13 protein-coding genes and 1 pseudogene are annotated in these 18,419 nt (G+C 69.8%); 8 read left to right on the top strand and 6 right to left on the bottom strand.

Annotated elements, in window-relative coordinates:
* Window positions 1-27: 27 nt before the first annotated feature.
* From OCQ_RS24305 to trmB, 3 genes are read right to left on the bottom strand one after another with little or no spacing between them, the layout of a single operon-like run.
* Window positions 28-2,871 carry an MMPL family transporter gene (locus tag OCQ_RS24305; RefSeq protein WP_041785289.1) on the bottom strand — a complete coding sequence of 948 codons (2,844 nt, stop codon included), beginning with the start codon at window positions 2,869-2,871 and terminating at the stop codon, window positions 28-30.
* Between the two features lie 58 nt (window positions 2,872-2,929).
* Window positions 2,930-3,652, bottom strand: coding sequence for an NYN domain-containing protein (locus OCQ_RS24300; protein WP_008261879.1), 723 nt, complete (start codon window positions 3,650-3,652; stop codon window positions 2,930-2,932).
* Window positions 3,653-3,666: 14 nt separating this feature from the next.
* The gene (gene trmB, locus OCQ_RS24295) at window positions 3,667-4,449 is read right to left on the bottom strand and encodes a tRNA (guanosine(46)-N7)-methyltransferase TrmB (protein WP_179960108.1); all 783 of its coding nucleotides are present in this window, start codon (window positions 4,447-4,449) and stop codon (window positions 3,667-3,669) included.
* Between the two features lie 156 nt (window positions 4,450-4,605).
* Between trmB and OCQ_RS24290 the strand changes: the two genes are divergently transcribed.
* The 3 genes from OCQ_RS24290 (at window position 4,606) to OCQ_RS24280 (ending at window position 9,234) form a co-directional block, all read left to right on the top strand.
* Window positions 4,606-5,706 carry a hypothetical protein gene (locus OCQ_RS24290; protein ID WP_014386008.1) on the top strand — a complete coding sequence of 367 codons (1,101 nt, stop codon included), beginning with the start codon at window positions 4,606-4,608 and terminating at the stop codon, window positions 5,704-5,706.
* On the top strand, window positions 5,703-7,268 hold the full coding sequence (locus OCQ_RS24285) for a hypothetical protein (protein ID WP_014386007.1): 1,566 nt from the start codon (window positions 5,703-5,705) through the stop codon (window positions 7,266-7,268). The genes OCQ_RS24290 and OCQ_RS24285 overlap by 4 nt, the downstream gene beginning before the upstream one ends.
* A gap of 139 nt (window positions 7,269-7,407) precedes the next feature.
* Complete coding sequence (locus OCQ_RS24280; RefSeq protein WP_014386006.1) at window positions 7,408-9,234, top strand: phosphoenolpyruvate carboxykinase (GTP); 1,827 nt, start codon at window positions 7,408-7,410, stop codon at window positions 9,232-9,234.
* Here the strand turns inward: OCQ_RS24280 and OCQ_RS24275 are convergent, their stop codons facing one another.
* Complete coding sequence (locus OCQ_RS24275; RefSeq protein ID WP_014383463.1) at window positions 9,235-10,320, bottom strand: GGDEF domain-containing protein; 1,086 nt, start codon at window positions 10,318-10,320, stop codon at window positions 9,235-9,237.
* Between the two features lie 191 nt (window positions 10,321-10,511).
* On the opposite strand from OCQ_RS24275, the gene fadD4 reads away from it, so the two are divergent.
* Together fadD4 and OCQ_RS24265 are read left to right on the top strand one after the other, a co-directional pair.
* Complete coding sequence (gene fadD4, locus OCQ_RS24270) at window positions 10,512-12,041, top strand: fatty-acid--CoA ligase FadD4 (RefSeq protein ID WP_014386005.1); 1,530 nt, start codon at window positions 10,512-10,514, stop codon at window positions 12,039-12,041.
* 3 nt (window positions 12,042-12,044) lie between these two features.
* Window positions 12,045-12,986, top strand: a complete 942-nt coding sequence (locus OCQ_RS24265; protein ID WP_041785286.1) for an enoyl-CoA hydratase/isomerase family protein — start codon at window positions 12,045-12,047, stop codon at window positions 12,984-12,986.
* A gap of 41 nt (window positions 12,987-13,027) precedes the next feature.
* Here the strand turns inward: OCQ_RS24265 and OCQ_RS24260 are convergent, their stop codons facing one another.
* Together OCQ_RS24260 and OCQ_RS24255 are read right to left on the bottom strand one after the other, a co-directional pair.
* Window positions 13,028-13,525 carry a CD225/dispanin family protein gene (locus OCQ_RS24260; RefSeq protein ID WP_008261870.1) on the bottom strand — a complete coding sequence of 166 codons (498 nt, stop codon included), beginning with the start codon at window positions 13,523-13,525 and terminating at the stop codon, window positions 13,028-13,030.
* A gap of 85 nt (window positions 13,526-13,610) precedes the next feature.
* Window positions 13,611-14,756, bottom strand: a complete 1,146-nt coding sequence (locus OCQ_RS24255; protein WP_008261869.1) for an acyl-CoA dehydrogenase family protein — start codon at window positions 14,754-14,756, stop codon at window positions 13,611-13,613.
* 123 nt (window positions 14,757-14,879) lie between these two features.
* On the opposite strand from OCQ_RS24255, the gene OCQ_RS24250 reads away from it, so the two are divergent.
* From OCQ_RS24250 to OCQ_RS24240, 3 genes and pseudogenes are all read left to right on the top strand, one after another.
* Window positions 14,880-15,896: a MaoC family dehydratase gene (locus OCQ_RS24250; RefSeq protein WP_014386003.1), complete on the top strand. Its 1,017-nt coding sequence runs from the start codon at window positions 14,880-14,882 to the stop codon at window positions 15,894-15,896.
* Window positions 15,897-15,919: 23 nt separating this feature from the next.
* A pseudogene (locus OCQ_RS24245) lies at window positions 15,920-17,109 on the top strand (CoA transferase).
* Window positions 17,103-18,416, top strand: a complete 1,314-nt coding sequence (locus OCQ_RS24240) for an amidohydrolase family protein (RefSeq protein WP_014386000.1) — start codon at window positions 17,103-17,105, stop codon at window positions 18,414-18,416. The pseudogene OCQ_RS24245 and the gene OCQ_RS24240 overlap by 7 nt, the downstream one beginning before the upstream one ends.
* The last annotated feature ends 3 nt before the right edge of the window (window positions 18,417-18,419 follow it).

The following is an 18,419-nucleotide window of genomic DNA, read 5'->3' as shown; positions in this document are numbered from 1 at the left end:
GCTTCAGCAGGCGCCGAAGCGCTTGCCCTATAGCCGTCCCTCGCGCCGCAGCAGATCCGCCGCGGACAGCCCGCCGCCGGAGCGGCGCCGCTGCCGCGCCGGGTCTCCGTTCTCGGCCTGGCCGCGCGGGTTCACCTGCTCGCCGGCGGCGTCGCTGTTGGTGTCGTCGGGACGGTTGCCCGGGACGGGGATGGCCCGCGTCTGATCGCCGGACGGCGGCGTCGCCGGCGCCGGGGGCCGCTTCGGCGCCTGCGGTGCCTGCGGCGCCTTTGGTGCGGCCGGCCGGTCCCGGGCAGGGGCGCCCTGTGCCGAGAACCGCGTCGTCTTGGCTTCGGTCGGCTGACTGGGCCGGGCCGGGATGCGGGTGGTGTCCACGCTGTCGTCGGCCCGGGTGGTCGACGCGCTCGGGGTGGGTTCCTTTGCGGGCCTGGGTTCCGGCGCCGGCCGCGCCGATCGCGACGGCTCCAGCGGCGCGGGGTGGGTGGGGTCGTGCGGCGGACGCGGCGCGGCGGCGACCAGGCTGGCCGCCACCGGCGGCCGCGCGGGGCGCCCGTTGAGCGTCGGCCGCTTGCGCTCGTCGGGCAGATCGATCTCGCCCAGCCCGATCTTGTTCTGCAGGCGCCGGGCCCAGCGCGGCGCCCACCAGCAGTCGTCGCCGAGCAACTTCATCACCGACGGCACCAGGAACATCCGGACGACCGTCGCGTCCAGCAGCAGCGCCGCCATCAGACCGAACGCCAGATACTTCATCAACACCAGGTCGGAGAACACGAACGAGCCCGCGACCACGGCCAGCACCAGCGCGGCGGCCGTGATCAGGCGGCCGGTGGTCGCGGTGCCGATCCGGATGGCCTCGGCGGTCGACATGCCGCGTTCGCGCGCCTCGACCATGCGCGAGACCAGGAACACCTCGTAGTCGGTGGCCAGGCCGAAACCGACGGCGACAACCAGCGCGATGACCACCACCATCAGCGGGGTCGGCGTGAAATTCAGCACCCCCGACAGGTGACCGTCGACGAAGATCCACGTCAGGATTCCCATCGTGGATCCCAGCGTGAGAGCGCTCATCACCGCGGCCTTGACGGGCAACACCACCGAGCCGAACGCCAGGAACATCAACAGCATGGTGGCGCCGAGCAACAGCACCAGCATCAGCGGAGCCTTGTCGAACAGGCTGTGGATGCTGTCCTGCTCCAGCGCCGGGGTGCCGCCTACATAGAGGTTCAGCCCCTTCGGGGGGTTGACCGCCCGCAGTTCGGTGATCTTCTTGGCGGCGTCATTCTTGTTGACCAGGCCGTTCTGGATCACCCGCACCGAGCCGTCCTTGGGCACCGTGGTGCCGTTCGGGCCGGCGACGCAGGGATTGCCGGCGATGGTCGGGCAGGCCCGCTCCTCCCATTGCTTGTCGGTGAACCCGCCGATCGAGGAGATCCTGTTGCGGATGTCGGCCACCTGCTGGTCGGTGACCTTGCTGTGGTTGTCGCTCTGGATCACCACCGTCAGCTGCTCGGTGCGGTAGCCGGGGAATCGCTTGTCGAAGTGTTCCTGCGCCAGGCGCACGGCGTTGTCGGGCGGCAGATACTTCTCGCTCATGCCGCCGAACGAGAGGTTGCCGAGCGGGATGACCAGCAGGATCATGCCGACGGCGATCGGGATGGCAAACGCCAACGGCCGCTTCATCACCCAGTTGACGAGTTTGCCCCAGAAGCCGGCCTCGACCTCCTCGCGGGTCTTGGTCTTCTGCAGCCGGTCGGCGAGCCAGTTCAGGTAGGCGCGTGAATACTTCCAGTTGCGCAGGAACGGCACCCGGAACGCGGTCCGCACGCCCAGCGCATCGACGTGGCGGCCGAGGATGCCCAGGCACGCGGGCAGGAACGTGATCGACAACAGCGCGGCAAGCCCTACCGCCGCGAAGATCGCGTAGGTCAGCGAATGCACGAAGCCCTGGGGCAACACCAGCAGGCTGGCGCTCGAGGCGATGATCAGCACCGCCGAGAACGTCACTGTGCGCCCGGCCGTCATCACGGTTCTTCGCACGGCGGCCTCGGTGTCGTAGCCCTCGGCGATCTCCTCGCGGAACCGGCTCACGACGAACAGCCCGTAGTCGATGGCGATACCCAGGCCGATCAGCGAGACCACCGGCTGGGCGAAGAAGTGGACCGGCCCGAACAGGGAGACGAGCCGCAGGATGCCCAGCGAGCCCGCAATGCTCAGCCCGCCGACGATGGCCGGCAGGCCGGCGGCGACCGCGCCGCCGAACACCAGGAACAGGACCACTGCCACCAGCGGCACCGCGAGGACCTCCATGCGGCGCTGGTCGGTCGCGATCGTGCCGGTCAGGGCGTTGGCGATTGGCTCGAGGCCGGCCAGCTCCACGTTGCCGCCGCCGAGCTTCTGCAGGCCGGGCGCGATGGCCTTGTAGTTGTTGAGGATGCTGTCGTCGTCGTCGCCCTTGAGCGGAACGCTGACGAAGGTGTGCTTCTTGTCCTCGCTGACCATCCCCTTGATCACGGGGTTGTCGCTATTGGGGGCCGCCAGCCAGCCCGCCCACCCGACGACCTGGTCGGGATGATCGGCCTTGAACTTGTTGAGCTCGGCGACGACCTTGTCCCGCCACGCCGGGTCCTCGACCGTCTTGCCGTCGGGGGCGGTGAACGTCGCGACCACGTGGCTGGTGCGGTCGCGGCCGTAGGTCTCGTCCCCCAGCACCGAGGCTTTGACGGATTGACTGCCGTCGTCGTAGAAGCCGCTCTGTGTAACATGCTTGCCCAGGCTGATGCCGAAGACGCCGCCGAGCAGACACAGAGCTACCGTGACCCCGATCACGATGTACCGATACCGGTACACAGTTCGACCCCACCAGGCGAACACGCAAGCTCCTTACTGGATCGTCTTAGTCGTCAACGACCCGCGCACTGGTTTTTCAGTGTCACACACGCGCGGTCAACAGCGCTGACAGCGGCCGGAATGGCTGCAGCCATGCGCCCTGGTCAGGCAGCGAATCTAGGCCGATCCGCGGCAATGGTTCCCGGAAGACGCCGGCGATCTCCTCCAGGTCAACGAAGTCCAAGGTATCCGACGCTAGCGCCCAACTCGCATGTTCGCGAAATCCGATCACTTGGACGCTGGTGCCGCTCCGGGCGATCTCCTCGAGCGGTTGGCGGAACGCCTGTCCGTCGGCCGAGGCCACCACCAGGGCCGCCAGCCCTTCGGTCCGCCGGAGTTCGATATGGGCCAGCATGTCGCGGTCGACGTCGCTGTCCTCATCGATCTTCGGCTTGGCGAACACCGCGAACCCAACGTTACGCAATGCGTCCACCCAAGGCCGGACGACGTCGGCGCTGCCCGGCGCGATGTTGGTGAACACGGTGGCCTCGGGCTCGACGACGACGCCCGGTCGCTGCGCGCTGATCTCGGCCGTGCGCGACAGCAGCCAGCGTCCCAGGGCGTCGAACCGCGGGCGTTCCAAGGCGGTCGGCCGGCGACCCAGGATCGAGCCCAGACCCATGTCGAGGTTGGGGGCGTCCCACACCAGCAACACGCGTCCGCCGGACGGCGAAAAGCCGCCCAGGGCGCCCACGCCGTCGTCCGGCAGCACCGCCGGCGGCGCGACGGGTTCCGCTCCGGCGTTGGTCGTCTCAGTCAGGCTCATCACTCATCGCCTACTCATCGTTTAAGCCAAACGAACTCGGTGACGGCGCTGCCCGCTTCTTGGGCTTTCGTCTCGTACTTGGTGGTCGGGCGGACAGTCGAGATGGGCAGCGGGGTTTCGGGCTCCGCCCGGCGCAACCGGGACTCGCCCGCGCCGACTTCGGCGATGTGCTCGGCGTAGCCGGCGTGGTCCGTCGCAACGTGGAGGACACCACCAGGGAGTAGCCGGTCGGCTATCAAGCCAACCGTGCCCGGCTGCAGGAACCGGCGCTTGTGGTGCCGCGCCTTGGGCCACGGATCGGGGAAGAAGACGCGGACCCCGGTCAGCGAAGCCGGGGCGATGAGCCGCTGCAGCACGTCGAGCGCGTTGCCGCGGACCAATCGGATGTTGGTCACCGCGTCGCGGTCGATCGCGCACAGCAACTGCGCCAGCCCCCGCCGGTAGATCTCGACCGCGATCACATCGACGTCGGGCTCGTCCTTGGCCATCGCCAGCGTCGATGTGCCGCTGCCACAACCGATTTCGAGCACCAGCGGCGCCTGGCGCCCGAACCACGAGCGGGTGTCCAGCGGCGGCTCGTCGCCGACGGTCCCGTCGGCGGGGGCGCCCACCGACAGGCCGAGGTCGGGCCAGCGCCGCTCCCACGTCTGGCGCTGCGCGTCGGACAGCGCGGATCGTCGCGACCGAAACGCCGTCGCGGGCAGGTAGCGCTGGTCGGGGCGGGCCGATTCCCCGATCGGCGTGTCGGCAGACATCGCCACCCCGCGCTGCGCATGCATTTGTCCATGGTGGCCTATAAACCTCGGATGTAGCCGCCCCTGGTCCGGATTGATACCCAACAGTTGCCTTGAACTGGTAACTGATTAACGGTGGCTCGCTTCTTGGCGACGTGAATGCCACCATTCGGTGGGACCGACGGGGCGATCGGGTCATTCGGACCGAACAGGCGGGGTATGAGGGGACAAGGACACCAGATTTTCGTCGACGAGCTGACGCGGTTTGCCGACGGCGTCGTCGATCCGCGCGTGACGGCGATCGCCAGGCGAACCGCCGCACCCCTGCGCGTCGTGGTTCGCGGCCGCCGGGGGGTCGGCCGCCGCACGGTGGCCCGCGCGCTGGACCGCGCGGGAACCGCGTCGGGGATCGCGGCCGACCTCCAGCTGAGCGCGTCGGCGCCCGATCCCGGCGCGGACGCGGTGGTCTACGTGGTCGCCGAGGTGGTCAAGCCCGAGGACGCCCACGCCATCGCGGCCGCCGCGCAGCCGGTGGTGGCGGTGCTGAACAAGGCCGACCTGTCGGGCCGGCGCGGCGACGGGCCGATCGCGGCGGCCCGGGCGCGGTGCGCCGATCTGTCGGCGCTGATCGGCGCTCCCATGGAACCGATGATCGGCCTGCTCGCGGTCGCGCTCGACGAACTCGACAAAGCCGACGACCACGCGCTGTGGGCGGCGCTGCACACGCTCGCCACGCACCCCGGTGCCGCGGCGTGCCTCGACGGCTCGTTCGCCGGGTTCCTGGCGGCGGACGGCCCGGTGCCGACCGGCGTGCGTCAGCGCCTGCTGGACACCCTCGACCTGTTCGGCACCGCGCTGGCCGTCGCCGCCATCCGCCAGGGCAGGACCCCGGCGCAAGTGCTCACCCTGCTGCGCCGGGTGAGCGGTGTCGACGCCGTCCTGGGCAAGGTCGGCGCGCTCGGCGCCGAGGTTCGCTACCGGCGGGTGCTCGAGGCCGTCGGGGAATTGGAGGCGCTGGCCGTGGGCGGCGGCGGGCTGGGCGAGCAGATCGGCGGATTCCTGTCCCGCGACGACACGGTGGTCGCCCGGATGGCGGCGGCCGTGGACCTGGCCGAGGCCGCCGGGTTGGACGCGGACGATTCCGGGTTCGCCGACGCGGCTCGCTACCCGTCCGCGCACCTGCCCCGCGCGGTGCGATGGCAGCGCTACAGCCGCGCCTCGATGAGCGAACTGCACCGCACCTGCGGCGCGGACATCGCCCGCGGATCGCTGCGGCTGTGGTCGCAGGCCCGCGCGTCACTGCCGGGGGAATCCTGGTGAGCGGCGAGGGAAACAACGATCCCGTCGCGCAGGTGGATGCGTTGGTGGCAGCGGCCGCGCCGGACCTGGATCCGCCGGCCGTGCACCGCTGCGACGTGGTCCTGGTGACCGGCCCGTGGATGGCCGGGGTGAGCGCGGTGGCCACGGCGCTGCAAGGCCGCCTGCCGCAGCACAAGTTCGTGGAGTCGACGGACCTGGGGCCCGGCGAGGTGCCGATGGCGGTGGTGTTCGTCGTGTCCGCGGCGGCCCACTTGACTGCCTCCGACTGCGCGCTGCTGGACGCCGCGACCGAGCACACCGACGCGGTGGTGGGGGTGGTGTCCAAGATCGACGTGCACCGGGGTTGGCGTGAGGTGGTCGACGCCAATCGCGAAGCGCTGGCCGCACATTCGCCGCGCTACGGCCGGGCGCCGTGGGTGGGCGCGGCCGCCCTGCCCGATGCCGGTGAGCCGGACGTCGACGCCCTGGTCGCCGCCGTCTCGGCGCAACTCGACGACCCCGACCTCGCCCGGCGAAACAGGTTGCGGGCGTGGGAATCTCGCCTACAGACCGTCAAACGGCGGTTCGACCGCGACGTCGAGGGATCTGGTCGTCGCGCGCGGGTCGAGGCGCTGCGCGAGGAACGCAGCACGGCGTTGCAGCGGCGGCGTCAGGCGAAGAGCGAACGCACCATCACCCTGCGCGGCCAGATCCAGCAGGCTCGGGTGCAGTTGTCGCACTCCGCGCGCAACCAATGCGCGACGGCGCGCACCGAGCTGCAGGAACACGCGGCCGGGTTGTCGCGGCGCGACATGTCCGGGTTCGAGGCGCACACCCGCGCCCGCCTCGACGAGGTGGTGGCCGAGGTCAGCGACGGCACGGACACGCAGCTGTCCGACGTCGCGCAGGCGGTGGGTGTGCCGGTGGACCTGCCGGCCCTCGAGAAGATGCCGGAGGTCGACGTCTCGGCGCCGCCGCTGAAGTCGCGCCGGCAGGAAACCTGGCTGATGATCGTGCTGGGCGTCGGCTTCGGGCTGGGGGTGGCGCTCACGCTGAGCCGGCTGCTGAGCGGCGTGGTCTCGCGGCTCAACCCCGCGCTGGCGGTCGTCGCGGCGGTGGTGTGCGTGGCGATCTCGGTGGCGCTCACCTTCCTGGTGATCAACATTCGCGCCCTGCTGCATGACCGGGCGCTGCTGGACCGCTGGGCGGGCGACGCGACGTCCTCGCTGCGCTCGGTGGTCGAGGAACTGGTCGCGACCCGGGTGCTGGTCGCCGAGTCGGTGCTCAGCAAAGCCTTGCTCGCCCACGACGAGGCCGAGAACGCGCAGGCGTCCGCCGCCGTCGGCGTCATCGACACCGAACTGCGCGAGCACGCCATGGCCGCCGCGCGGGCCGCGGCCGCGCGGGATCGGGAGATGCCCGCGGTCGCCGCCGCCCTGCGGGCGGTGCGTGCAGAACTCGGAGAACCGGGTATACAACCGGCTGAAAGTCCCGCCGAAACCGGCGACGGTGACGAAACCGAAAAACCCGCTTCGAGGAGCGAAGATGGCGACCCGTCGGGAGCTTCTGAATCGTTGTTGTGAGAAGGCTTATACCTGCCCGAGACTTCCCCGACAAGTTCCTCACGATAACCTGTAGTTAACGCCACCAAGTCCTTAATTATGTGGGCGACGGCATACCGAGCAACACAAGCCCGATACGCAACGGATCCAGGAGAGTTCGATGACCTCAGCGACCATTCCCGGTTTGGACACAGCACCCACGAAGCACCAGGGCCTGCTGTCATGGGTGCAGGAGGTTGCCGAGCTCACCCAGCCCGACCGGGTGGTGTTCGCTGACGGCTCCGACGAGGAGTTCAACCGGCTGGCCGCGCAACTGGTCGAGGCCGGCACGCTGAAGAAGCTGAACGAGAAGAAGCACCCCAACTCCTACCTGGCGCTGTCCGACCCGTCCGACGTGGCGCGCGTGGAGTCGCGGACGTTCATCTGCACCGAGCAGGAGAGCGGCGCCGGCCCGACCAACAACTGGATGGACCCGTCCGAAATGCGGTCCATCATGACCGACCTGTACCGCGGCTGCATGCGCGGCCGCACCATGTGGGTGGTGCCGTTCTGCATGGGCCCGCTCGGCGCCGACGACCCGAAGCTGGGTGTGGAGATCACCGACTCCGAGTACGTCGTCATCTCGATGAAGGTGATGACCCGGATGGGCAAGGCCGCGCTGGAGAAGATGGGCGACGACGGGTTCTTCGTCAAGGCGCTGCACTCGGTGGGGGCTCCGCTGGAGGAGGGCCAAAAGGACGTCCCGTGGCCGTGCAACGACACCAAATACATCACCCACTTCCCGGAGACCCGCGAGATCATGAGCTACGGCTCGGGTTACGGCGGTAACGCGCTGCTGGGCAAGAAGTGCTACTCGCTGCGGATCGCCTCGGCCATGGCCCACGACGAGGGCTGGCTGGCCGAGCACATGCTGATCCTCAAGCTCATCTCCCCGGAGAACAAGGCGTACTACTTCGCCGCGGCGTTTCCGTCTGCCTGCGGCAAGACCAACCTGGCCATGCTGCAGCCGACCATTCCGGGCTGGCGCGCCGAGACGCTCGGCGACGACATCGCCTGGATGCGGTTCGGCAAGGACGGCCGGCTGTACGCGGTCAACCCCGAGTTCGGTTTCTTCGGCGTCGCGCCCGGCACCAACTGGAAGTCCAACCCCAACGCCATGCGCACCATCGAGGCCGGCAACACCGTCTTCACCAACGTCGCGCTCACCGACGACAACGACGTGTGGTGGGAGGGCCTCGAGGGCGACCCGCAGCACCTGATCGACTGGAAGGGCCGCGACTGGACGCCGGACTCCGACGAGAAGGCCGCCCACCCGAACTCGCGCTACTGCACGCCGATGTCGCAGTGCCCGATCCTCGCGCCGGAGTGGGACGACCCGCAGGGCGTGCCGATCTCGGGCATCCTGTTCGGCGCCCGCCGCAAGACCACGGTCCCGCTGGTGACGCAGGCCCGCGACTGGCAGCACGGCGTGTTCATGGGTGCCACCATGGGCAGCGAGCAGACCGCCGCCGCCGAGGGCAAGGTCGGCACCGTCCGCCGCGACCCGATGGCCATGCTGCCGTTCCTGGGCTACCACGTCGGTGACTACTTCCAGCACTGGCTCGACCTGGGCAAGAACGCCGACGAGTCCAAGATGCCGAAGGTGTTCTTCGTCAACTGGTTCCGTCGCGGCGACGACGGCGGCTTCCTGTGGCCGGGCTTCGGCGAGAACAGCCGCGTGCTCAAGTGGATCGTCGACCGCATCGAGCACAAGGCCGGCGGTCAGGACACCCCGATCGGCATCGTGCCGAAGGCCGAGGACCTCGACCTGGACGGGCTCGACGCCAGCGGCGACGAGGTCGCCCAGGCGCTGGCGGTCAACCCGGCCGAGTGGCGCGAGGAACTGCCGCTGATCGAGGAGTGGTTCGAGTTCGTCGGCGACAAGCTGCCGACCGGCGTCCGCGACGAGTTCGAGGCGCTCAAGCAGCGGCTGTCCGAAGCGGGCTGATCAGCCCGCCAGCCGCGAATTGGGGCTGGCCTTCTTCTGCGCGTACATCAGCTCGTCGGCGCGGGCGAGTAGTTCGCCCACGTTCGCGGTGTCGGAAACCGGCGCCCGCACGAAGCCGATGCTGGCCGAGAGACGGTAGGGCCGTTCACTCGTCTTGTTGAAATTCCCGAACGCGAGCGCGAGCCGCTCCTCGAGCGACGGGGTGTCGCCGTCGCTTTCGGTGATCATCACACAGAATTCGTCGCCGCCGATGCGGGCGAGGATGTCGGACTCGCGCCGGATGGTGCGCAGCACCCCGGCGACGTCTTTGATCAGTTTGTCGCCCGTGTCGTGGCCCAGCTCGTCGTTGACCTTCTTGAGGCCGTCGACGTCGAGGAAGGCGAGCACGCAATTGTGGCCGAGGTGGTGCGACCCGCGCAGTTTCTGCTCGGCCAGCAGGTAGAAGCCGCGACGGTTGTTCAACCCGGTCAGCTCGTCGGTGACCGACAGCCGGCGGATCTCCTCGTTGGCGTCCTCCAGGGCGGCGGTGCGGTCGCGCACCCGCCGTTCCAGCTCGGAGTACACCCGCACGTTCTCCATCGCGATCGACGTCGAGTCCGCCAGGGCCTGCAGCAGGTGGACCTCCTGGTCGGACGGCTGGTGCCGGCTGGCCCAGTAATTGCCGATCGCGCCGATCGGCTCGAGCTTGCGGATGGGCACCATCACCAGGCTCTTGACGAAGGTGGGGCGGTACAGGGCGTGCGGGATGCGCGGGTCGCCGTAGATGTCGGGGATCACCGCCGCGTCGCGGTTGAGCATCGCCCAGCCGCTGATGCAGGACCCGATGGGGAAACGGCTGCCCTTCCACAGCGGGGCGATCGCGTCCTCGTCGGCGTAATAGCAGCTGTCGTTGTCGCGGAGCACGAACGTCGCGCCGTCACAACCGGTGAGCTCGCGCGCCGAGGAGCGGACGATGCGCTGCAGGTCGGGCAGGGTGCGCGCCAGCGACAGCTCCTGAATGGCGTGCACGAGCCGCTCCATGCCGTCGACATAGTCGGAATCGGCGAACGAAGATGCGGCAGGCTCCGATTCTTGCTCGGCGGTCATGCGCACCTCCGTGCGGCAGTGGCGTATCCCGCCGCGCGTTGCTGACCAAGGTCGGGTTCCAGGGCCCACGGCGCTCTACTTGACTGCATTATGGCTGGCGCCGCGCGCCCCGCGCCGGGATTGACGCAGAAACTCGCCGGGTCCACCCACCACTTAACACCCGTCAAGTTTGGCGGCGGTACAGTCTGCGCATGCAGATCCGCCCGTATATCGGCGCCGACAAACCTGCTGTCATCCTGTACCCGTCCGGCACGGTCGTCACCTTCGATGACCTCGAGGCCCGCGCCAATCGCCTGGCGCACCGGTTCCGTCAGGCGGGCCTGCGCGAGGGTGACACGGTCGCCATCCTGATGGAGAACAACGAGCACATCCACGCGGTGATGTGGGCTGCTCGCCGCAGCGGTTTGTACTACGTGCCCATCAACACCCATCTGACCGCGGCGGAGGCCGCCTACATCGTCGACAACAGCGCCGCCAAGGCGATCATCGGCTCGGCCGCGCTGCGCGACACCTGCGCCGGCCTCGCCGAGCAGCTGCCGCGCGGGCTACCGGAACTGTTGCTGATCGCCGCCGAGAAGCACGACGAGGGCCTGCCGGGCTGGGAGCGCTACCCGGAATGCGTTGCCGGCCAACCGGATACCCCGATCGACGACGAGATCGAGGGTGACCTGCTGCAGTACTCGTCCGGAACCACCGGCCGGCCCAAGGGCATCAAGCGCGAATTGCCGCACGTTCCCCCGGCCGACGCCCCCGGCATGATGTCGGCGCTGGTCGGCTTCTGGATGACGCCCGATTCGGTCTACCTGAGCCCCGCGCCGCTGTACCACACGGCGCCGTCGGTGTGGTCGATGAGCGCGCAGGCCGGCGGCATCACCACGGTGGTGATGGAGAAGTTCGACGCGGAGGGCTGCCTGGATGCCATCCAGCGGCACCGGGTCACCCACGGACAGTTCGTGCCGGCGATGTTCACCCGGATGCTGAAACTGCCTGATGCGGTGCGTCATTCGTACGACCTGAGCAGCCTGCAGCGGGTGATGCACGCCGCGGCGCCGTGCCCGGTGGAGATCAAGAAGCAGATGATCGACTGGTGGGGTCCGATCATCGACGAGTACTACGCCTCCTCCGAGGCGCACGGGTCGACGCTGATCACCGCCGAAGATTGGCTGGCGCATCCGGGTTCGGTCGGCAAGCCCATGGGGGGCGCCGTGCACATCCTGGACGAGAACGGCGACGAGCTCCCGCCCGGCCAGGCCGGCGAGATCTACTTCGAGGGCGGGTATTCGTTCGAATACCTCAACGACCCAACGAAAACCGCGTCATCGCGCTCCAAGCACGGCTGGGCCACCGTCGGCGACATCGGCTACGTCGACGACGAGGGCTACCTGTACCTGACCGACCGGCGCCACCACATGATCATCTCCGGCGGGGTCAACATCTACCCGCAAGAAGCCGAGAACCTTCTGGTCACACACCCCAAGGTGATGGACGCGGCGGTGTTCGGCGTTCCCGACGACGAGATGGGCCAGCGCGTCACCGCGGTCGTGCAGACCGTCGACCCCGCGGACGCCACCGACGCGTTCGGCGATGAGCTGCTGGCCTGGCTGCGGGATCGCCTGGCGCACTACAAATGTCCGCGATCGATCGCCTTCGAAGCGCAGCTGCCGCGCACCGACACCGGCAAGCTCTACAAGAATGGGCTGATCGAGAAGTACTCGGTGTGACCGATGCTCCGGGTGGTCGACCTGTCGAGCGCGCCGGAGGACGGTCCGGCGTCGCCGCCCGGCGTGATCATCGCCGTCGGCTCGGCCGACGACATCGCTAGGGCCGGAACCTGGCTTGACGCAGCGACTTTCACGCTGACCGAGGACGCCTGCGCCGACCGCCGGGTCATCACCGTCGATTCCGTGTCCGACGCGCTGGTCGAGCTGACCGATCGCTGTCGACGTTGGCCGCACGCCGGCGGGATCTGTGACGACGTATTGCGCGCGGTGGATCCCGAGGGGCCGACGCTGGCCGGGGTGGTGGCCGAGTCGCTGGGGTATTCAACGCTGCAGTCCGGCCCGGAGTTCGCGCGGTGGCTACAGGAGCGCGGCCGGGTCCGCATGCCCGACATCGCCGACCCGGTACTGGCGGACCGTGACGGCGACATCCTGCGCATCGCCTTCAACCGGCCGCAGCGCCACAACGCGTTCTCCACCGACGCCCGCGCGGCGCTGTTGGAGGCGCTGTCCGTCGCGCAGCTGGATCCCTCGGTCACCGGCATCGTGTTGATCGGCAACGGCCCATCGTTTTGCAGCGGTGGAGATCTCGCCGAATTCGGCACCTTCGCCGACCCGGCGAGTGCCCACCTCGCCCGCACCCGGCACAGCCCCGCCCTCGCGCTCGACGCGCTGACCGCGCGACTCGGCCGCGCGTGCCGCGCCGAGGTGCACGGCCGGGTGATGGGCAGCGGACTGGAGATGGCCGCGTTTTGCGGGTGGGTCACCGCCCGCGGCGACGCGGTGTTCGGGCTACCCGAATTGGCGCTCGGCCTGATCCCCGGCGCCGGCGGCACCGTCAGCGTCACCCGGCGGATAGGCCGGTGGCGCACGGCGTATCTCGTGCTGTCCGGCCACACCGTGGACGCCGAGACCGCGTTGGCCTGGGGGTTGGTGGACGAGGCCTAGCGATCGCGCCGCGGCACGCTCGACGTGGCCCGGGTTCGGCGTCAGAAGCCCGAATACGTGGTCGTGGTCGTCGAGGGCAGATGGGAGACGACCAGCACCCCGGCGACGACGTAGATCAGCACGAAGATCACCGCCGCGACGACGCCCACGATGGCGCCGATGATGGCCCACTTCTTGGCGTTGTTGGCCGCCTCGTGCGCCTCGGCGTAGCGGCCCTGCGCCCACAGCCCGGAGACCTTGTTGGAGTACACAATCGAGACGATCCCCAGCGGCAGGCAGCACAGCACCGTGCACAGGATCGCCCAGACCAGATAGTTCTCGGGTTCCGGCTGGCCCTGCCAGCCCGGCTGGGCCGCGGGCCATCCCGCGGGCGGCTGACCCGGCCACGCCGGCGGCGGCTGCGGCGGATACCCCGGCGGCGGCTGACCTTGCCAGTCCGGCGGCGGTTGGCCTTGCCATTCCGGTTGTTGCCCTTGCCATTCCGGTTGTTGCCCGGGCCATTCAGGCGAACCGCCGGGCGGCGCGGGAGGATAACTCATGGCGGCTGCCTTTCCCTTTGGTTCGGAAGTCAGGCAAATATACTCCCAAACGCCGTTCTGCCGCCGCGCGATTGACAAGCCCGCGTCAGATCCCGCCGCGGGTCACCAGTTGCCGGGCGATCACATTGCGCTGGATCTCGTTGGTGCCTTCACCGACGATCATCAACGGCGCGTCCCGAAAGTAGCGTTCGACGTCGTACTCGGTGGAATAGCCGTAGCCGCCGTGGATTCGCACCGCGTTCAGCGCGATCTCCATCGCCACCTCGGAGGCGAACAGCTTGGCCATCCCGGCTTCCATGTCACAGCGTTCACCGCTGTCGTAGCGCTCGGCGGCGTAGCGGGTGAGCTGGCGGGCGGCGGTGAGTTTGGTCGCCATGTCGGCCAGGTAATTGCCCACCGACTGGTGCTGCCAGATCGGCTGCCCGAAGCTCTCCCGCTGCTGGGCGTAGGCCAGCGCATCCTCGAGCGCGGCGGTGGCCACGCCCAGGGCGCGCGCCGCCACCTGGATGCGGCCCGTCTCGAGTCCCTTCATCATCTGTGAAAAGCCCTCGCCCGCAACGCCACCCAGTATCGCCGTTTCCGGCACCCGGTAATTGTCGAAGGACAGCTCGCAGGACTCCACGCCCTTGTAGCCCAGCTTGGGCAGGTCCCGCGACACCGTCAGCCCCGGCCCGTGCTCGACGAGCACGATCGAGATGCCCGTGTGGCGCGGCTTGGCGTTCGGGTCGGTCTTGCACAACAGGGCGATCAGCCCGGAGCGGCGGGCGTTGCTGATCCAGGTCTTGGACCCGTTGATCACCAGGCCGCCCGCGTCGTCGCTCAGGGCGGTGGTCGCCATGTTCTGCAGGTCCGAGCCGCCGCCGGGCTCGGTCAATGCCATGGTGGCGCGCACCTCGCCGCCGGCCATCGGCGGCAGGTAGGTCCGTTTCTGCTCCTCGGTGCCGAACAGCGTCAGCAGCTTGGCGACCACGGTGTGCCCGCCCATCGCGCCGGCCAGGCTCATCCAGCCCCGCGCCAGTTCCTCGGTGACCCGCACGTAGCAGGGCATGGACACCGGCGAGCCGCCGTACTCCTCGGGCACGGCCAGCCCGTAGATGCCGATCCGCTTCATCTGCTCGATCCACGCCTCGGGATAGGTATTGGCGTGTTCGGTCTCGCGCACGCTCGGCTTGACCTCGCGGTCGATGAACGCCCGCACCGTCGCGACCAGCATGTCCTCTTCGTCGTTCACCTATGAGCACCTCGTCGATTCGCGCCGAACGTCGACTTGCTGGGGAAAATCGGCACCAGCAGGTCGACGTTGGGCCTGATCCGGATTGACCCTCGATTCCACAGCCTGCCAGCATGTGGCGTTGTGACTAGTGACGGGTATGCGCGGATTCGCGAGGGTGGGCCGTACTTCGACGACCTCTCGGTGGGGCAGGTGTTCGACTGGGCGCCGTCGATGACGCTGTCGTCCGGCCTGGCGGGCGCGCACCAGGCGATCGTTGGCGACCGGCTGCGCCTGGCGCTCGACGCCGATCTGTGTGGGGCGGTGACGGGGCTGCCCGCCCCGCTGGCCCACCCGGGGTTGGTGTGTGACGTGGCGATCGGCCAGTCGACGCTGGTGACCCAGCGGGTCAAGGCCAACCTGTTCTATCGCGGCCTGGTGTTTCACCGGTTCCCCGTCATCGGCGATTCCCTCTACACCCGCACCGAAGTGGTTGGGCTGCGGGCCAATTCACCCAAGCCGGGCCGGGCCCCGACGGGCTTGGTGGCGCTGCGGATGATCACGATCGACCAGGCCGACCAGTTGGTACTCGACTTCTACCGTTGCGGGATGCTGCCCGCCGGACCGGATTTCGATGCCGACAACGCACCGCACGACGATCTGTCCACCATCGGCGCCGACGTGCCCGGCCCGGCCCACGATCCCACCGCGCAATGGGACGGTGAGGTTTTCCGCACCAAGGTGCCCGGGCCGCACTTCGATCCCGCTCTGGCGGGATCGGTGCTGCACAGCACCGCCGACGTCGTCACCAATGCCCCCGAGCTCGCCCGGCTCACCCTGAATATCGCTGCGACCCATCATGATTCGCGGGTCGGCGGGCGCCGGCTGGTGTACGGCGGACACACCATCGGGCTGGCGCTCGCGCAGGCCGGCAGGCTGCTGCCCAATCTGGTGACGGTGCTGGGCTGGGAGTCGTGCGATCACACAGGTCCCGTACACGAGGGCGACACCCTCTACAGCGAGCTGCACATCGAATCCGCCGAGCCGACCGAGCATGGGGGAGTGCTCGGGTTGCGGTCGCTGGTGTATGCCGCCGGTGACGCGGAGGGCGGGCCGGACCGGCCGGTGCTGGATTGGCGGTTTCGCGCGCTGCAGTTCTAACGACGATGCGCGCCACGAGCACAATGGGGGGCGTGAGCTCGGCCGCAACCGCCTGGGGAAGCAGCGGGCTGGCCTACCTGACCGGCCCGCCCGACGGACCCGCCGACTTCTCCCGCGCCCGCGTGCTGTCCCGCGCGCACGAGGTGGCCGCGGCGATCGGCGGCCGCTGGGGCATCGACGTCGACGCGGCCGGGCTGCTGACCGGCCGGGCCGCCCTGCGGGGCCTGACCCGCGCCGGCCGGGTGTCGCCCGGCGGCGCCACCCGCCTGCTCGCGGCGCGGGACGGCTGGTGCGCGCTCACCCTCTCCCGCGCCGACGACCTCGCCGCCGTCCCGGCGCTCCTGCAGGTCGACGACGCCGCGGTCGACCCGTGGCCGCAGCTGCGACGGTGGGCCGCCACCCGTGCGGTCCCCGACATCGTCGAGCGGGCGGCGCTGCTCGACATCCCGGCGGCGGGCCTGGGCGAGGCGACGGCCGCGCCGCCGCACACACGCCGCATCGGACCGCCGGCGCCACCGCGCGCGCCGCGGGGATGCTGGTGGCCGATCTGTCCTCGATGTGGGCGGGCCCGCTGTGCGGTCGGCTGCTGGCCCACGCCGGGGCGACGGTCGTCAAGGTCGAAAGCCCTCGCCGCCCGGACGGAACCCGCGCCGGGGACCGAACCTTCTTCGACTGGATGAACCACGAAAAGCTGTGCTATGGCATCGATTTCGACAGCCAGACCGACGAATTACGCGAGCTCCTCACGGTCAGCGACGTCGTCATCGAGGGCTCCCGCCCGGCCGGGCTGGCGCGCCGGGGCCTCGGGCCCGACGACGTCGCGCCACGACCGGGCCGAATCTGGTTGCAGATCACCGCCTATGACGGGCGCCGGCCGGGATTCGGGGACGACGCCGCCGTCGGCGGCGGCCTGGTCGGGACCAGCGCCGAGGGGCCGGTGTTCTGCGGCGACGCCATCGCCGACCCGCTGACCGGCCTGCAGGCGGCGCTGGCGGTGGCCGAATCCCTGGCGCGCGGCGGCGGCGAATTGATCCGCCTCTCCATGGCGGCCGTCGCCGCGACCTACGCGGCGCTGCCCACGGGGCCCTCGGAGTCGCCCGCGCCGGTGTCACCGCCGCTAATGCCGCCGGCGGCGCCACCCGCGTCCGGGCTGGGCGCCGACAACGCGGCGGTGCGCCACCTCGTCGGCCAAAGACGTTGCCCGTCATGCTGATTCGTCAGGCGACCCTGCTGGATGGGACCGTGACCGACATCCGCGTTGGCGCGCAGATCGAGGAGATGGCGCCCTCGGGCGAGGGTCTGACCCCGCGGGCCGGCGAGGGCGTGCTGTACGCGGGCGGCGGAACCGTGCTGCCCGGGCTGCACGACCACCACGTGCACCTGCGCTCGGCGGCCTCGGCGCTCGATTCGTTCTTCGTCGGACCGCCCGGGGTCAGCACCGAAGCCGAGCTCACCCAGTTGCTGGCGAACGCCACGCCCGGGCCCGACGGGTGGATTCGCGCCGTCGGCTACCACGATTCGGTCGCCGGGGAACTCGACCGGACCGCTCTGGACGCGATGGTCCGCAGCGTGCCCGTGCGCATCCAGCACCGCAGCGGCGCGCTGTGGATCCTCAACTCCGAGGCGCTGGGCCGGATCGGCCTGGCCGAACACCCCGACGGGCGACTGCGCAGCGCCGACGACGGCTGGTCGCAGGCCCTGGACCGACGCGAAACCGACCTCGCCGAACTCAGCCGCCGCATCACGGCGACCGGCGTCACCGGGGTCACCGACGCCACCCCCGACCTCGACGCCGACGACAGGGCCTTGCTGGCGGCGGCGCACGGCCGCGGCGAGTTCCGGCCACGGGTCAGCTTCCTGTCCCCGGGCAAGAAAATCCTGCACGACGACCGCCTCAACCTCGACGGCCTCACGGAATGGATTGCCGGCCAGCACAACACGGGCCAACCGGTCGCCGTGCACTGCGTGACCGCGGCCCAGCTGGTGGTGACCATCGCCGCCCTGCGCGCGGCCGGCGGCCACCCGCAGGACCGCATCGAACACGCCGCGGTGGTGCCCGACGACAACGTGGCCGACCTCGCCGAGCTCGGGGTCACCGTGGTCACCCAGCCCAACTTCGTCGCCGAGCGCGGCGATCAGTACCTCGCCGAGGTTTCCGCCGCCGAGCACGATCAGCTGTGGCGCGTCGCGGCGCTGCGCGACGCGGGCGTGCCGGTCGCGCTGTCCACCGACATGCCGTTCGGCCACGGCGACCCGTGGACGGCGATGCGCGCCGCGGTGCACCGCACCACACCGAGCGGTGCCGTTCTGGGCGCCGACGAATGTGTCTCGCCGTCAACGGCTTTGACGATGTTTCTGGGCTGCGCGGATCGACCGGACCGGGTGCGCGCGGTGCGCACCGGGCAGCCGGGCGACCTGTGCGTGCTCAGCGAGCCACCGGCGACGGCGCTGGCCGAGCTGGACGCCGGCATGGTGGCCGCCACCGTCATCGGCGGCGAGCTGGTGTACTTCGCGATGTGACCC

This window comes from Mycobacterium paraintracellulare (assembly GCF_000276825.1).
Taxonomy (GTDB): domain Bacteria; phylum Actinomycetota; class Actinomycetes; order Mycobacteriales; family Mycobacteriaceae; genus Mycobacterium; species Mycobacterium intracellulare.
The sequence above is the reverse complement of the archived record's forward strand: the minus strand, read 5'-3'. Positions and strand labels throughout refer to the sequence as shown.

Coding starts and splice junctions, on each gene's coding strand:
- OCQ_RS24300 (WP_008261879.1), bottom strand. CDS start 3,652: ATGAGCCTGACTGAGACGACCAACGCCGGAGCGGAACCCGTCGCGCCG.
- OCQ_RS24290 (WP_014386008.1), top strand. CDS start 4,606: ATGAGGGGACAAGGACACCAGATTTTCGTCGACGAGCTGACGCGGTTT.
- OCQ_RS24280 (WP_014386006.1), top strand. CDS start 7,408: ATGACCTCAGCGACCATTCCCGGTTTGGACACAGCACCCACGAAGCAC.
- OCQ_RS24275 (WP_014383463.1), bottom strand. CDS start 10,320: ATGACCGCCGAGCAAGAATCGGAGCCTGCCGCATCTTCGTTCGCCGAT.
- fadD4 (WP_014386005.1), top strand. CDS start 10,512: ATGCAGATCCGCCCGTATATCGGCGCCGACAAACCTGCTGTCATCCTG.
- OCQ_RS24265 (WP_041785286.1), top strand. CDS start 12,045: ATGCTCCGGGTGGTCGACCTGTCGAGCGCGCCGGAGGACGGTCCGGCG.
- OCQ_RS24260 (WP_008261870.1), bottom strand. CDS start 13,525: ATGAGTTATCCTCCCGCGCCGCCCGGCGGTTCGCCTGAATGGCCCGGG.
- OCQ_RS24240 (WP_014386000.1), top strand. CDS start 17,103: ATGCTGATTCGTCAGGCGACCCTGCTGGATGGGACCGTGACCGACATC.